This window comes from Rhodococcus sp. PD04 (assembly GCF_035918275.1).
GTDB lineage: Bacteria > Actinomycetota > Actinomycetes > Mycobacteriales > Mycobacteriaceae > Rhodococcus > Rhodococcus rhodochrous.
Window position 1 is genome coordinate 3,864,111 of the sequence record NZ_CP142143.1, and the last position, 14,780, is coordinate 3,878,890.

Here is a 14,780-nt window from a genome sequence, read left to right on the forward strand (position 1 = left end):
CCGGTGCGGCTCAGCGTGCGGCTGCGTCCACGAGGTCGTGCTCGACGCGGTAGTCCACCCGCATCCGGTCCATCGCCACGTCGCGCACCTTGTAGGCCCGCCTCGTGGTCCGTTCGAGGTCCGGATAACGGAGTTCCTGGACGCGGTTGACGAGTGCGAGCAGCGGCCCGACACGTCCGAGGACGTACTTGAGCGGGCTGTCGGGGATGTGCAGGGCGTCGGCGTCGGCGTCGCCGATGAACACGCGCTGCAGCGAGTGCATCACCGTGCGGGCGACCGTCGTCCGGATCGGTGCGGTGCCCGGCAGCAGGTTCGCCAGCTCCGGGACGAGATACTGCTCGGTCAGTGCGGTGACGAACTCCCGGTCCTCGTCGCTGGGCCCCGGCGAGGTCAGCCGGTACAGCTCCTCGACCGCGATGTGGTCGCGTTCGGTACGCGGGCCCAGTTCCTCGCTCATCCCGATGACGTGCCCGACATATCGCCACAGGTGGTAGATGTCGTCGAGTTCGCGATCGGTGAAGCGCACCCCGAGAGTCTGCATCGCCTCGACCGCGATGTGGCCGAACTCGGCCATCGTCAGCGCCATGTACGACTGCGGGATCGGCACTCCCCAGGCGTCCTCGTCCCACACTCCACTCGCGAGGATGCCCTTGCGCACGTGGGCGTGGATCAGACGCACCCGCACCGTGAACGCGAATCCACCTCCGTCGCGGCGCATTCCACCGCGGGTGAGGACGTGCCGCAGCCACTCCCCGACCTCGACCGATCGCACGGCCGGCCGGCTCACGTAACGGCCCGTCAGCGCGAGAGGCTTTCCGGCGATGAAGTTCCCGGCACCGCGCAGCAGCGATGCGGCCCCGAGCACCATGCCGAGAATCGGGGTGTGCCGCACGAGCGCGTCGGCGGCGTTGTCGATGCGGTCGTGGTCGACCCAGGCGGGTTCGTCGTCGAGGAAGGCGAACAGCTCGCGCAGGGAATCGGGGGCGCCGGGGACCGAGTCGACCCCGTCGGCGAGCGCGACGCGCACTGCGTCCGTTGCGGAGGCCGCGCCGAAGTCGTCGTTCACCACGGCGTCGGCGAGGGGGTCGGCCTGCCACATGCCGTCGAGCCAGCGCTCGCCGAGATCGGCGTATCGGCGCACCGCAAGGTCGGCGTTGACGAGATCGCGTGGGATACGTCGCTCCATGCATCCATGGAAACACGAGGAATCCTCACTTACTATTCACTTTTCATGAGCTCCCCGCGCGGTGACAGAACCGCAGGCAAAGCACCTCGGAAACGTCCCGTGCAGCAGCGGAGTCACGACACTCGTAAGCTGCTCCTCACGTCTGCGTACGAATTGCTCGAGCGCAGACCCACCGCGCGGATCAGCACCACGGCACTCGCTGAGCACGCCCACGTGAGCATCGGGACGGTCTACCGGTACTTCCCCGACGTCGACGCCGTGCTCGACGAACTCCGCATGACCGCCGTCCACGCGATCACCACCTCGCTGTCCACCGCCATCGGGCGGGCAATGGACCAGGAACCGGAGGAAGCCATGGTGACGGTCGTGGAAAGCCTCACCGCCGCGTTCGAGAAGCACGCCGCGGTGCTCCGGGTGTCGTACACCTCGGAGGAGATCGAGTTCGGGCTCGCGTGGGCCGAGGTCGAAGGTCCGCTGCGGCCGCTGGGACGTATCATCCCGGCGCGGTTGCGACCCGATCTCGACGACGCGGCACTCGACGATCTCGTGTTCATCGTGATGGGAGCGACGGCGAGCCTGTGCTCACGAATCGCCCTGCTGCGGCCACGGAGATCCGATCGGGCACGGATGATCGCGGTGACGGCGCGGATGCTCCTCTCCGCGATCGAGAGCGCCTGACGCACAGCGCACCATGTACGGCGCGGTCGTCTCCGGGTTCGAAAACAGACCCGACGTCCTGCCGAACGGCACATACTGATCACTGTCGTTCTCACACAGTCGTCTCGACCGGGGAGAGTGCCGTGCGCCGACTACCGATCGTGTTGTCCGCCGTGATCCTCACCGTTGCCACTGCCTGCGGCAACGACACCTCGGGCGAATCACCGCCCGCCGTGACGTCCGAAGCGACGACCTCTGATGCGCCCGCCTCCGGCGCGGCGCCCGCCGACGAATTCCAGGACGTGCTCGACCGAGTCCGCGAGGAGGTCGGCTTCCCGGGAGTCGTTGCGCGCGTGGTCACCCCGGAGTACGAGTGGACCGGTGCGTCCGGCACCATCGGGGCGGATCGATCGGAGGAGCCCGGCCCCGACGACCACACCCGCATCGGCAGTATCACGAAGACGATGACGATCACCGCTCTGCTGCAACTGGCGGAGGACGACAGACTGTCGCTGGACGACCCGATCGGCCGCTACGTGCCGGGCCTGCCGAACGGGGACGTCGCCACCCTGGGGCAGCTGGCCTCGATGGTCAGCGGCATCCCCAGCTACACCTTCGACGAGGAGTTCCAGCAGCGGCTCTTCGACGATCCGGAGGCGTCGTGGACCCCGGAGGAACTCCTCGACTACGTGCGCGGCGACGCACCGAACTTCGCACCCGGGGAACGGTTCGAGTACTCCAACACCAACACGATCGCGCTCGGGCTCGTCGTCGAGCAGGTCTCCGGGCAGAGCCTGCACGAGTACTTCCGGACCGACATCTTCGATCCCCTGGGCATGACCGAGACCGTCATGCCCACCGACGCGGCAATCGCGTCACCGCACCTGTACGGGATCACCGAGCAGGGGCAACCGGACGGGCAGACAGCCGATGCGACCGACTGGAACCCGTTGTGGGGATGGTCGGCCGGCGCGGTGATCTCCACGGTCGACGATCTCGAGCTGTGGGGCACGGCCCTCGGGACGGGCGAGGGCATCCTCTCCCCCGAGATGCAGCAGCTCCGTCTCGACTCGTTCCTGTTCGACATCCCCGGTGCGACCGACACCCGCGCCTACGGCCTCGGGCTCGGTATCGAGAACGGCTGGCTCGGCCACACGGGCGAGCTCCCCGGGTTCAACACCTACGTGGGGTACCTGCCCGAACGCCGGGCCGTGGTGGTCGCCGCCGTGAACAGCGACATCGCGACGGCCGACGGGGAGGAACCGGTGACCCCCGTGGCGAACCAGCTGAAGGAGATCGTCGGCTGATCGCCTCCGCCCCGGAACACCTGACGGCGCCCGCGCCGGAACACCTGACGGCGCCCGCGCCGGAACAGAAACGCCGAACGGCGCCCACCCCGAAGGGTGGACGCCGTTCGAGCGTCAGTGAGAACTAGCTCACTTGATGATCTTCGTGACGCGACCGGCGCCGACGGTGCGGCCACCCTCGCGGATCGCGAAGCGGAGGCCCTCGTCCATGGCGACCGGCTGGATCAGCTTGACGGACATCTCGGTGTTGTCACCGGGCATGACCATCTCGGTGCCCTCGGGGAGGGTAACAACGCCCGTCACGTCCGTGGTACGGAAGTAGAACTGCGGACGGTAGTTGTTGAAGAACGGCGTGTGGCGGCCGCCCTCCTCCTTGTTGAGGATGTAGGCCTGGCCCTCGAACTCCGTGTGGGGAGTCGTGGTGCCCGGCTTGACGACGACCTGGCCGCGCTCGACGTCCTCGCGCTTGATGCCGCGGACGAGGAGACCGACGTTGTCGCCGGCCTGGCCCTGGTCGAGCAGCTTGCGGAACATCTCGATGCCGGTGACCGTGGTCTTGGTCGACTCGGGGCGGATGCCGACGATCTCGACCTCTTCGTTGACGTTGATCACGCCACGCTCGATACGGCCGGTGACGACGGTGCCACGACCCGTGATGGTGAAGACGTCCTCGACGGGCATGAGGAACGGCTTGTCGGTCTCACGGACCGGGTCCGGGATGGAGTCGTCGACGGCCTGCATGAGGTCGACGATCGACTGGACCCACTTCTCGTCACCCTCGAGAGCCTTGAGAGCGGAGATCGGGACGACCGGAGCGTTCTCGTCGAACTCCTGCGAAGCGAGGAGCTCGCGCACCTCCATCTCGACGAGCTCGAGGATTTCCTCGTCGTCGACCATGTCGGCCTTGTTCAGGGCGACGAGGATGTAGGGAACGCCGACCTGGCGGGCGAGCAGCACGTGCTCACGCGTCTGCGGCATCGGGCCGTCGGTGGCGGCCACGACCAGGATCGCGCCGTCCATCTGGGCGGCACCGGTGATCATGTTCTTGATGTAGTCCGCGTGACCCGGGGCGTCGACGTGCGCGTAGTGGCGCTTGTCGGTCTGGTACTCGACGTGGGAGATGTTGATCGTGATACCACGAGCCTTCTCCTCAGGCGCCTTGTCGATCTGATCGAAAGCGAAGCTCTCGTTCAGGTCGGGGAACTTGTCGGCAAGCACCTTGGTGATCGCAGCCGTGGTGGTGGTCTTGCCGTGGTCGACGTGACCGATGGTGCCGATGTTCACGTGCGGCTTGGTCCGCTCGAACTTCGCCTTCGCCACTGGATGTCCTCCTGGACTGTTGTTGCTTGCTGTATGCAGCAGTGCGGTTTGTATTACTTGGTCGTGCAGGTGACCGAGGGATAACCCGGAGGCTACTCGCCGGTCGCCTTGGCGATGATTTCCTTCGCGACGTTCGAGGGAACCTCTGCGTAGGAATCGAACACCATGGAGAAGTTCGCACGACCCTGGGTCTTCGACCGCAGATCGCCGATGTAACCGAACATCTCCGAGAGCGGAACCAGCGCCTTCACGACACGGGCACCACTGCGTTCCTCCATGGCCTGGATCTGGCCACGGCGGGAGTTCAGGTCGCCGATCACTTCACCCATGTAGTCCTCGGGCGTGGTGACCTCGACCGCCATGAGGGGCTCGAGGATCACCGGGGCGGCCTTGCGGGCCGCTTCCTTCAGTGCCTGCGAGCCGGCGATCTTGAACGCCATTTCGGACGAGTCGACGTCGTGGTACGCACCGTCGATGAGGGTGACCTTCAGGTTCACCAGCGGGTAGCCGGCGAGCACGCCGTACTGCATGGCGTCCTGAGCACCCGCGTCGACCGACGGGATGTACTCGCGCGGGATGCGACCGCCGGTGACCTTGTTCTCGAACTCGTAGGTCGCGCCGTCCTCGCCGACGAACGGCGAGAGGCCGATGATGACCTTTGCGAACTGGCCCGAGCCACCGGTCTGCTTCTTGTGCGTGAACTCGAGCTTCTCGACCGGCTTGGTGATCGTCTCGCGGTACGCGACCTGCGGCTTGCCGACGTTGGCCTCGACCTTGAACTCGCGCTTCATGCGGTCGACGAGGATGTCGAGGTGGAGCTCGCCCATACCGCCGATGACGGTCTGGCCGGTCTCGTCGTCGAGCTCGACCGAGAAGGTCGGGTCCTCTTCGGCGAGCTTCTGGATGGCCGTCGAAAGCTTCTCCTGGTCGGCCTTCGACTTCGGCTCGATGGAGACCTGGATGACCGGGTCCGGGAAGGTCATCGACTCGAGGACGATCGGGGCGTCCTGCGCGCACAGGGTGTCGCCGGTCGTGGTGTCCTTCAGGCCGATCATCGCGTAGATGTGGCCCGCGACCGCCTCGTCGACCGGGTTCTCCTTGTTGGCGTGCATCTGGAACAGCTTGCCGACGCGCTCCTTCTTGCCCTTGGTCGAGTTGAGCACCTGGGTGCCCGAGTCGATCCGGCCGGAGTACACGCGGACGAAGGTCAGCTTGCCGAAGAAGGGGTGCGCAGCGATCTTGAAGGCGAGAGCCGAGAAGGGCTCCTCCTTCGAGGGCTTACGACGCAGTTCCTCTTCTTCGTTACCGACCTGATGGCCGATGACGTCGCCGATGTCGAGCGGGTTCGGCAGGTAGTCGATGACCGCGTCGAGCATGGGCTGGATGCCCTTGTTCTTGAAAGCGGAGCCGCACAGCACCGGGTAGAGCTCGGAGTTGACGGTCATCTTGCGGATGGCCGCCTTGATCTCGGCGACGGTGAGTTCCTCGCCGCCGAAGTACTTCTCCATGAGCTCTTCGTCGGACTCGGCGACCGTCTCGAGCAGCTTCTCGCGGTACTCGGCAGCCTTGTCGGCGAGGTCGGCCGGGATCTCCTCGACCGTGGCCTCGGTGCCGATGTCGGTGGTGCCACGCCAGGTGAGCGCCTTCATCTCGACGAGGTCGACGACGCCGTCGAAGGCATCCTCGGCACCGATGGGGAGCTGGAGGACCAGCGGCTTCGCGCCCAGGCGATCGATGATCGTCTGCACGGTGAAGTAGAAGTCCGCGCCCATCTTGTCCATCTTGTTGACGAAGCAGATGCGCGGAACGTCGTACTTGGCAGCCTGGCGCCAGACCTGCTCGGACTGGGGCTCGACGCCCTCCTTGCCGTCGAACACGGCGACTGCGCCGTCGAGGACGCGCAGCGACCGCTCGACCTCGACCGTGAAGTCGACGTGGCCGGGGGTGTCGATGATGTTGATCTGGTTCTTGTTCCAGAAACAGGTCACAGCAGCGGAGGTGATGGTGATACCACGCTCCTTCTCCTGCTCCATCCAGTCGGTGGTCGAGGCACCGTCGTGCGTCTCACCGATCTTGTAGTTGACACCGGTGTAGAAGAGGATGCGCTCGGTGGTGGTGGTCTTGCCGGCATCGATGTGCGCCATGATGCCGATGTTGCGGACCTTGTTCAGGTCGGTCAGCACTTCCTGTGCCACAGGTAACCCCGCTCGTAGCTCGTGTCGGTCCTTGGGTGCGGACCACATGTTCTTGTGTTGTCAGCCGGCCTTTACGGGACCGACACAGTTGTGCGAGCAGCCGACCGGGAGGTCCGTGATGACGGCATCTCCCGGTCGGCGACGACTCACCAGCGGTAGTGCGCGAACGCCTTGTTGGCTTCAGCCATCTTGTGCGTGTCCTCGCGGCGCTTCACGGATGCGCCGAGGCCGTTGCTCGCGTCGAGGAGCTCGTTGGCGAGCCGCTCGACCATGGTCTTCTCGCGACGCTGACGCGCGAACGTCACCAGCCAGCGCAGGGCGAGGGTGGTGGAACGACCGGGGCGAACCTCGACCGGCACCTGGTAGGTGGCACCACCGACGCGACGGCTGCGGACCTCGAGGGCGGGCTTGACGTTGTCGAGCGCGCGCTTGAGGGTGACGACCGGATCGGTGCCGGTCTTCTCGCGAGCCTGCTCGAGCGCCTGGTAGACGATGCGCTCGGCGGTGGACTTCTTGCCGTCCAGCAGGATCTTGTTGACCAGCTGGGTGACCAGCGGCGAACCGTAGACCGGATCGGCGATCAGGGGGCGCTTGGGAGCGGGACCTTTACGTGGCATCAGCCCTTCTCCTTCTTCGCTCCGTAGCGGCTGCGGGCCTGCTTGCGGTTCTTGACACCCTGGGTGTCGAGCGAGCCGCGGATGATCTTGTAGCGCACACCCGGGAGGTCCTTCACACGACCGCCACGCACGAGCACCATCGAGTGCTCCTGGAGGTTGTGGCCCTCACCCGGGATGTAGGCGGTGACCTCGACCTGGGAGGTCAGACGCACACGGGCGACCTTCCGGAGAGCCGAGTTCGGCTTCTTCGGGGTGGTGGTGTACACGCGAGTGCACACGCCGCGACGCTGGGGGCTGCCCTTGAGCGCCGCGCTCTTGACCTTGGCGGCCTTGTCGCGGCGGCCCTTGCGGACCAGCTGATTGATGGTTGGCATTAACCGGCTTTCTTCGTTGTCTGAAGCTGCTCACTTCGAGCAACCTCGGCTGTTCTGAAATTAGGGATCCATCGGTTGGGGCAAGAAAGCTGCTGCCCCTCACTCGCCCCTCGTGTGCACACGAGGTCGGGTGTGTCGCGTACCCCCACACAGGCAGCCGGGGGCTCGCTCCTGCAGAAATCCACAGACCGCGCGCACGGCACTACCTCGCATAGGCACACAGACCGGCCCGGGCATGCCGGACACGACCCACAACGATACCCGGCGGGCGCACATGAGGTCAAAGTGAGGAGCGCGCACCCTCCCGAGGATCCGCACACACCGTCAACTGCTGAGGTTCAGTGTGAGCCGGGCCAACGTAGCAGCAGCTTCACACGGGTCCGTTCCCCCGGAGGTGTACTGCACCCACCAGCCGAAGATCCCGGTCGTCGACGCCCCGGAACTGACCCCGCACGAGCGCGGATCGCCCGGTCGGCGCATCTGCAGTGCCCGCCGGCCTTCGATGGTCGTGTTCTCGATCTCGTAGCCGAGCCCTTCGGCGGCGGCGCGTTCGTGGTCGAGGGAACCGGTCTCGAACCAGTTGAAGGTGACCTTCACTACTCCGGCGGGTCCCTCGCCGTCCCAGCGGCAGATCGCACCGAAGAATCCACGGTAGACGTAGTCCGCGCCCACCGCCTCGGCGATCTTCTCGTCGGCGACCGCGTCGCACTCGGTGAGCAGCCGGGTGAACTCGGCACCCGTGCCGCTACCGATCCCCTCGGGAACGGCACGCCCCTCGATGGTGCGGGTGCACCCGGTGAGCAGAGCGCCAGTCGTGAGGACGGTCGCGAGCGCGGCACCCCAGCGGCGGGCGTTCACTTCTGCACCCTTTCCACACTCGTGGCGGCCAGGCCGCGAGCGACCATGCAGGCGTCGGCGACGGGCGTGAGGTTCGAGTACGAGACCGACCAGTGGACGAAGTCGCCGCCGAAGTCCACACCGATCTCGCACAGCGTCGTCTGCCCCAGTTCGTTCTGGTAGGACCCCATGAAGCCGGACCGTCCCCCGATCTCGACGTCGGCGGCGGGCCGGCCGATGAGATCGGAGCCTGCCCGTTCGCGGCCGATGGGACTTCCCCGGTACCAGGAGAAGCTCACGCTGGGACCGCCGACGTAGATCTCCCACTCGCAACCCACCGAGTTGCGCGTCACCGTCGTGAACGTTCCGAGACCGAAGGCCGCCGCCACCTCGTCGTCGGACATCGCGCCGCACTCGTCGAACAGCGGGCCGGGGTCGGTGACGGACGCGGTCGGCGCGGTTTCGGCCTGTTCGGCGTCGTCGGAGTTCCCGCACGCCGCCGCACCGAGACCCATGAGACCCACCGTGGCCACGGCAGCCGCCGTCCTTCCGATGCGCGGGAGAGGCATGGCGGGAAGACTACCGAGCCGGGCCCGCCTGCGTGCGACGACTCGAGGACTCCCGGAGCACCTCGTCGAGCTGCGCGGCCCAGTGCCGGACGATCTCCCGTCGGCGCGCCGAGTCGTCGGTCAGCACATCGGCCAGACCGAGGCCGCGCGCGAGATCCAGGGTCGCCTGCACGGTTCGGTGCACGACCGGGTCGGTGTCGTCGGCGCCGAGCTGCTCGACGGCCACCGCGTGCGAGACGCGCCCGAACTTCTCCTCGAGCGGCAGGAGCATCTCGCGCAGAGCCGGATCGGCCGCCGCGGCCGTCCACACCTGCAGGGCGGCCTTGAACATGTTGCCGGTGCACTGGTCGACGATGCGCTCGACCACCGCCTCCGTGCGGCCGACGCCCTCGGGCACGTCGAACGGCTCGGTGCGGACCCGTTCGATGCGACTGTCGAACATGAACTCGAGCGATGCGGTGATGAGATCCTCCCGGGTCGGGAAGTGATGCTGGGTGGCCCCGCGCGACACTCCCGCCCGTTCGGCGACCACACTCACCGTGGTTGCGGCCCAACCGGATTCGGCGAGGCAGTCGATCGTCGCCTCGAGCAGTCGCCGCCGCGTGGCGCGGCTGCGATCCTGCTTCGGTTCTCGCGCCATCGGGTCTCCTGTTCCTGCCTGTCCTGTCCCCACCACCGGTCACGACCGTTCCGTCACGACTGATCTTCCGCCGAACGGGTATTCGTGCGACCCCGAGACCGTACGCAAAGCTCATCATCCGTACACTCGTATAACGGGTCGGGGCGAAAGGGGAGCACCACGTGGCGACCATCGTCAGGCGCGAGGACTACTTCGACGCTGCGCTGGCCATCCTGGCCACCAACGACCATGCCGGGCTCAAGCAGGCACGGTTGTGCAGTCACCTCGAGGTGACGACCGGCTCGTTCTACAACTATTTCGAGAGCTGGGCGCAGTTCAAGACCGAGTTCCTCCAGCACTGGCTCGAGAGTCAGACGCTCCAGCTCGCCGCCGCGGCGCGCCTCGAGGGTTCGATGACCCGGCGACTCCGGTTGCTCGTCGAATTCGCGTGCAGCCTTCCCCACTCCGCCGAATCCGCCATCCGCGGTTGGTCGCACAGCGACTCCGGGGTCCACGAGGTGCAGAGCAAGGTCGACGAGCTGCGCTACGCGGTGGTGGCCGAAGCGGTGGCCCAGTACATCGGTTCGAGGGAACAGGCCGAGCGGTTCGCTCGGTTGGCCCTGTACGCGCTCGTGGGCTACCAGCAGACCGTGCCGCTGCAGGACGTGAACTCGTTGCGGTGGTCCCTCGCATATCTGCTGGGCACGCTGCTCCCGGAGGAGGAGGAGGCGGCCGGCCTCTTCCCGTCGGATTCCTTCCCGCCGAACGCCGGAACCTCCGGGTCCGAGGTGTCGAACCCCGAAACCTCGAACCCGGAAGCGTCCACCTAGAACGACTGCGGCCTGGAACGACTGCGACCTGGAACGACTGCGACCTGGAACGACTGCGACCTAGTACGACTTCGGCAGACCCAGCGAGTGCTGGGCGACGAAGTTGAGGATCATCTCCCGGCTGACCGGCGCCACTCGGGCGATGCGCGCGGCACCGAGCATCGCCGCGAGGCCGTACTCCCGGGTCAGGCCGGCACCGCCGTGCGTCTGGATCGCCTGGTCCAGCGAGGCGATCGCGGCCTCGCCCGCTGCGTACTTGGCCATGTTCGCGGCCTCGGCGGCCCCGAAGTCGTCGCCGCTGTCGTAGAGGAAGGCGGCCTTCTGCATCATGAGCTTGGCGAGTTCGAGCTCGATCTTGCGCTGCGCCAGCGGGTGCGCGATGCCCTGGTGCGCACCGATGGGCTGCTTCCAGACGGTGCGCTCGTTGGCGTAGCGCACCGCGGCGTCGAGGGCGTACCGGCCCATGCCCACCGCCATCGCCGCGCCCATGATCCGCTCGGGGTTCAGGCCGGCGAACAGCTGCATCAGCGCGGCTTCCGGCTCACCGACCAGTGCGTCGGCGGGAAGCCGGACGTCGTCGAAGAACAGGGAGAACTGGTAGTCCGGCTCGAGGATGTCCATCTCCATGGGCGTCTTCGTGAAGCCCGCAGCGTCGGTCGGCACGATGAACAGGGCCGGGCGGAGCTTGCCGGTCTTCGCGTCCTCGGTGCGGGAGACGACGAGCACGGCGTCGGCCTGGTCGACGCCGGAGATGTACACCTTGCTGCCGGAGAGGATCCAGTCGTCGCCGTCACGGCGTGCGATCGTGGTGATGTTGTGCGAATTGGATCCGGCGTCGGCCTCGGTGATGCCGAAGGCCATGATGCGGGAGCCGTCGGCGAGCCCGGGCAGCCACTCCTGCTTCTGGGCGTCGGTGCCGTACTTGGAGATGATCGTGCCGCAGATGGCCGGGGAGACCACGACGAGCAGCAGTCCGGCACCCTTGGCGGAGAGTTCCTCCTGCACCAGCGCGAGTTCGTAGATGCCGGCGCCGCCGCCTCCGTATTCCTCCGGGAGGTTCACGCCGAGGAAGCCGAGCTTGGCCGCCTCCGCCCACAATTCGGTGAGCGGCTCGTGCGCGCGCGACTTGGGGAGCACGTAGTCGACGTAGTTGTAGCGCTCGGCCAGAGCCGCCACCGCAGCGCGCAGTTCCTTCTGTTCTTCGGTCTCGATGATGCTCACGAGGATGCCTTCCGGGTTCGGGTGAGAGGACGCGCGGCCGTGGACGGTCGCGTGAGGGAACAAGTCGGTCAGGTGCCGTAACCCAGCCGCTTGGCGGCGAGTTCGGTGAGAATCTCGGTGGTGCCGCCACCGATGCCGAGGATGCGCATGTCGCGGTACTGCCGTTCGACCTCGGATTCGGCCATGTACCCGAGTCCGCCGAACAACTGGACAGCCTGGTTGGCGACCCACTCGCCGGACTCGACAGCGGTGTTCTTCGCGAAACACACCTCGGCGATCAGGTCGGTCTCCCCCGCCACGGCGCGTTCGGTGACGTGCCGGGTGTAGACGCGCGCGACGTCGATGCGACGCGCCATCTCGGACAGCGTGCGCTGCACGGCCTGGCGGGTGATCAGTGGCCGCCCGAAGGTCTCGCGGTCGCGGCACCACGCGACCGTCAGGTCCAGGCACCGTTGCGCGCCCGAGTAGGCCTGGGCGGCGAGGGCGATCCGCTCGGAGACGAAACCCTGTGCGATCTGCCAGAATCCGGTGTTCTCCGCGCCGACGAGGTTGCCGACCGGGACACGGACGTCGGTGAAGGACAACTCGGCGGTGTCCGACGCGCGCCAACCCATCTTGTCGAGTTTGCGGGAGACGGTGAAACCCGGTGTGCCCTTCTCGATCACGAGCAGCGAGACTCCCCCGGCGCCGGGACCACCGGTGCGAACCGCGGTGACCACGAAGTCGGCGCGGCACCCCGAGGTGATGTAGGTCTTCGCGCCGTTGACGACGTAGTGGTCGCCGTCGCGCACCGCGGTGGTGGTCAGATGACCGACATCCGATCCGCCACCCGGTTCGGTGATCGCGAGGGACCCGACGAGTTCGCCTGCGAGAGTGGGCCGTACCCACCTGTCGATCTGTTCGGGATCACCGGCTGCGATGAGGTGCGGCAGTGCGATGCCGCACGTGAACAGCGACGCGAACGCACCGCCCGAGGCACCCGCCTCGTGGAACGCCTCGCACACGGTCAGCGTGTCGGCGCCGTCGCCGCCGGAACCACCGACCTCCTCGGGGAATCCGGCGCCGAGCAGTCCGATCTTCGCGGCCTCGACGTGCAGTTCGCGAGGCAGTTCGCCGGCGCGCTCCCAGTCGTCGAGATGAGGAAGGATCTCGCGCTTCACAAAACCGGTGACGGTCTCGCGGAGGGCGAGACGCTCGGGGGTGGTCCACATACTCACGATGTCTCCGATGGTGTTCCGGTCGACGATGTTCCGGCCGGGGTGTCTCGACTGTGGGGCGGTGGCCTCAGGAGGCGGACGAACCGGCTTCGCGTCCGGCGCCGGGCGCGCCGGCGAAGGCCTGTGCGAGACCGAGCCATTCCTCCGCGTCCGGGCCGTCGGCGACGAGGGCGGTGTCGTCGCGGTGGATACGCTGGGTGACGAGCAGGCAGAAGTCGAGGGCCGGGCCGGTGACCGACTGCGCCGCGTCCTCGGGACCCCACTCCCAGCTGTCACCGTCGGGGGCGGTGAGCACCACGCGGAACGGTTCGGCGGGCGGCCTCCGGTCGCGGATGACGTACGCGAAGTCGCGCGTCCGCACTCCCAGGTGCGCGATGTTCTTCAGGCGCGCGGTGGGTGTGCGGGTGACGCCGAGTGCGTCGGCGACGTCTCCCCCGTGCGCCCAGGTCTCCATCAGCCGCGCGGTCGCCATCGAGGCCGGCGACATCGGCGGTCCGAACCACAGGATCTTCGTACCGCGCGGGACCTCGGCGAGCGCGTCGGCGAGTTCGCGGCGGGTGTCGCGCCAATCGGCGAGCAACTCCGCGGGCGGGCGGCCCGCCTGCTCCGCGGCACCGACATCGACGAATCCCAACGGGTTCCCGAACGCCGCTTCGACCGTCTTCACGAAGGCGTCCGGGTCGCGGACGGCGGTGAGCGCCGCCCGGTCGGTCCACAACAGGTGGCCGATCTGGTGGGCGATGGTCCAGCCCTCCGCCGGGGTGGGCAGTGCCCAGTTCTCGTCGGGCAGGGTCGCGACGAGAGCGTCGAGATCGTCGCCCTCCGCGCGGAGATCGTCGAGCACGGTGTGCAGATCGGACATGCGGCAAGCGTCACACGTCACAGCTCCAAAATCAAGCACACGTGATTGTTTTTCGCGGCGGGCGTCGTTCGTGCCCGTCCGACAGACTGGCGGGATGGCCGACGATTCCCGCTCGCACCCCGTCGGGCCGGTCGTCGCGGTCCTCACCGCGGTGCTGTCGATGCAGTTCGGGGCGGCCTTCGCCGCGACCCTGTTCGACCGGGCGGGCGCCCTCGGCACCGTGACCCTGCGCCTGCTGTTCGCGGCCGTGATCCTCTGCGTGTTCACCCGGCCCCGGCCACGGACGTGGACACCGGAGCAGTGGCGGGCCGTGGTGACGCTGGGCGCGAGTCTCGCGCTCATGAACACGGCGTTCTACGGTGCGTTGACGCGACTGCCCCTCGCCGCGACCGTCACCATCGAGTTCCTCGGCCCGCTCGGGCTGGCCGCGATCCTGTCCCGACGCATCCGCGACGTCCTGTGGGTGGTACTCGCGCTGGCCGGGGTGGTGCTGCTCGGCGTGGGCGACGGCGCCGGACTGTCCACCGGTCTCGATCCGCTCGGTGTCGCCTTCGCGCTGGTCGCCGCATCGGGGTGGGCCTGGTACATCATCGCCGGGTCACGTGTGGCGACGACCCTGCCCGGATCGGCCGGACTGGCGGGAGCCACCACGATCGCGGCCGTCGTCGTCCTGCCGTTCGGCGCGGCGACCGCCGGCACCGCACTCCTCCGGCCCGACCTCGCGCTCGCAGGACTCGCCGTGGCGCTGCTGTCGTCCGCGATCCCGTACACCCTCGAGATCCGCGCCCTGCGCGACCTTCCGAAGAAGGTGTTCGCGATCCTCATCGCTCTCGAACCCGCCGCCGCTGCACTCGCCGGTGCCCTGGTGCTGGGGCAGTTCGTCGACCCTCTCGCCCTCGTGGGCATCGCACTCGTCGTGATCGCCGGAGCCGGCGCGCTGCAGCATTCGCGCGCGTGAATATTGCGGAT

The 14,780-nt window shown here is 67.5% G+C and carries 15 protein-coding genes; 4 read left to right on the top strand and 11 right to left on the bottom strand.

Annotated features, from left to right (window positions below):
* Positions 1-10 precede the first annotated feature (10 nt).
* On the bottom strand, positions 11-1,186 hold the full coding sequence (locus tag U9J23_RS17580) for an oxygenase MpaB family protein (protein WP_194699641.1): 1,176 nt from the start codon (positions 1,184-1,186) through the stop codon (positions 11-13).
* 99 nt (positions 1,187-1,285) lie between these two features.
* Here U9J23_RS17580 and U9J23_RS17585 point away from each other — a divergent pair, with 99 nt between their 5' ends.
* Both U9J23_RS17585 and U9J23_RS17590 read left to right on the top strand, forming a co-directional pair.
* Positions 1,286-1,864: a TetR/AcrR family transcriptional regulator gene (locus tag U9J23_RS17585; protein ID WP_085470309.1), complete on the top strand. Its 579-nt coding sequence runs from the start codon at positions 1,286-1,288 to the stop codon at positions 1,862-1,864.
* Positions 1,865-1,986: 122 nt separating this feature from the next.
* On the top strand, positions 1,987-3,150 hold the full coding sequence (locus tag U9J23_RS17590) for a serine hydrolase domain-containing protein (protein ID WP_085470310.1): 1,164 nt from the start codon (positions 1,987-1,989) through the stop codon (positions 3,148-3,150).
* Between the two features lie 129 nt (positions 3,151-3,279).
* Here the strand turns inward: U9J23_RS17590 and tuf are convergent, their stop codons facing one another.
* The 7 genes from tuf to U9J23_RS17625 all read right to left on the bottom strand — a co-directional run bounded on the left by tuf (position 3,280) and on the right by U9J23_RS17625 (position 9,702).
* Complete coding sequence (gene tuf / locus U9J23_RS17595; RefSeq protein ID WP_016690893.1) at positions 3,280-4,470, bottom strand: elongation factor Tu; 1,191 nt, start codon at positions 4,468-4,470, stop codon at positions 3,280-3,282.
* Positions 4,471-4,562: 92 nt separating this feature from the next.
* A complete protein-coding gene (gene fusA, locus U9J23_RS17600; RefSeq protein WP_024101663.1) occupies positions 4,563-6,665 on the bottom strand; it encodes an elongation factor G in 2,103 nt (700 codons plus the stop codon).
* 146 nt (positions 6,666-6,811) lie between these two features.
* The gene (rpsG, locus tag U9J23_RS17605; RefSeq protein WP_016690891.1) at positions 6,812-7,282 is read right to left on the bottom strand and encodes a 30S ribosomal protein S7; all 471 of its coding nucleotides are present in this window, start codon (positions 7,280-7,282) and stop codon (positions 6,812-6,814) included.
* A complete protein-coding gene (rpsL, locus tag U9J23_RS17610) occupies positions 7,282-7,656 on the bottom strand; it encodes a 30S ribosomal protein S12 (RefSeq protein ID WP_006552258.1) in 375 nt (124 codons plus the stop codon). The genes rpsG and rpsL overlap by 1 nt, the downstream gene beginning before the upstream one ends.
* A 324-nt stretch (positions 7,657-7,980) precedes the next feature.
* Positions 7,981-8,514, bottom strand: a complete 534-nt coding sequence (locus U9J23_RS17615; protein ID WP_059383292.1) for a DUF3558 domain-containing protein — start codon at positions 8,512-8,514, stop codon at positions 7,981-7,983.
* Complete coding sequence (locus tag U9J23_RS17620) at positions 8,511-9,062, bottom strand: DUF3558 domain-containing protein (RefSeq protein WP_059383293.1); 552 nt, start codon at positions 9,060-9,062, stop codon at positions 8,511-8,513. The genes U9J23_RS17615 and U9J23_RS17620 overlap by 4 nt, the downstream gene beginning before the upstream one ends.
* Positions 9,063-9,072: 10 nt before the next feature.
* On the bottom strand, positions 9,073-9,702 hold the full coding sequence (locus U9J23_RS17625) for a TetR/AcrR family transcriptional regulator (protein ID WP_016690888.1): 630 nt from the start codon (positions 9,700-9,702) through the stop codon (positions 9,073-9,075).
* Between the two features lie 161 nt (positions 9,703-9,863).
* Here U9J23_RS17625 and U9J23_RS17630 point away from each other — a divergent pair, with 161 nt between their 5' ends.
* Positions 9,864-10,511, top strand: a complete 648-nt coding sequence (locus U9J23_RS17630) for a TetR/AcrR family transcriptional regulator (RefSeq protein ID WP_272268499.1) — start codon at positions 9,864-9,866, stop codon at positions 10,509-10,511.
* A 60-nt stretch (positions 10,512-10,571) separates the two neighbouring features.
* Here the strand turns inward: U9J23_RS17630 and U9J23_RS17635 are convergent, their stop codons facing one another.
* The 3 genes from U9J23_RS17635 to U9J23_RS17645 form a co-directional block, all read right to left on the bottom strand.
* On the bottom strand, positions 10,572-11,732 hold the full coding sequence (locus U9J23_RS17635; protein ID WP_059383295.1) for an acyl-CoA dehydrogenase family protein: 1,161 nt from the start codon (positions 11,730-11,732) through the stop codon (positions 10,572-10,574).
* 68 nt (positions 11,733-11,800) lie between these two features.
* Complete coding sequence (locus U9J23_RS17640; protein WP_085470314.1) at positions 11,801-12,949, bottom strand: acyl-CoA dehydrogenase family protein; 1,149 nt, start codon at positions 12,947-12,949, stop codon at positions 11,801-11,803.
* Positions 12,950-13,016: 67 nt separating this feature from the next.
* Positions 13,017-13,811 carry a TIGR03084 family metal-binding protein gene (locus U9J23_RS17645; protein ID WP_059383297.1) on the bottom strand — a complete coding sequence of 265 codons (795 nt, stop codon included), beginning with the start codon at positions 13,809-13,811 and terminating at the stop codon, positions 13,017-13,019.
* 94 nt (positions 13,812-13,905) lie between these two features.
* Here U9J23_RS17645 and U9J23_RS17650 point away from each other — a divergent pair, with 94 nt between their 5' ends.
* On the top strand, positions 13,906-14,769 hold the full coding sequence (locus U9J23_RS17650) for an EamA family transporter (protein WP_085470315.1): 864 nt from the start codon (positions 13,906-13,908) through the stop codon (positions 14,767-14,769).
* The last annotated feature ends 11 nt before the right edge of the window (positions 14,770-14,780 follow it).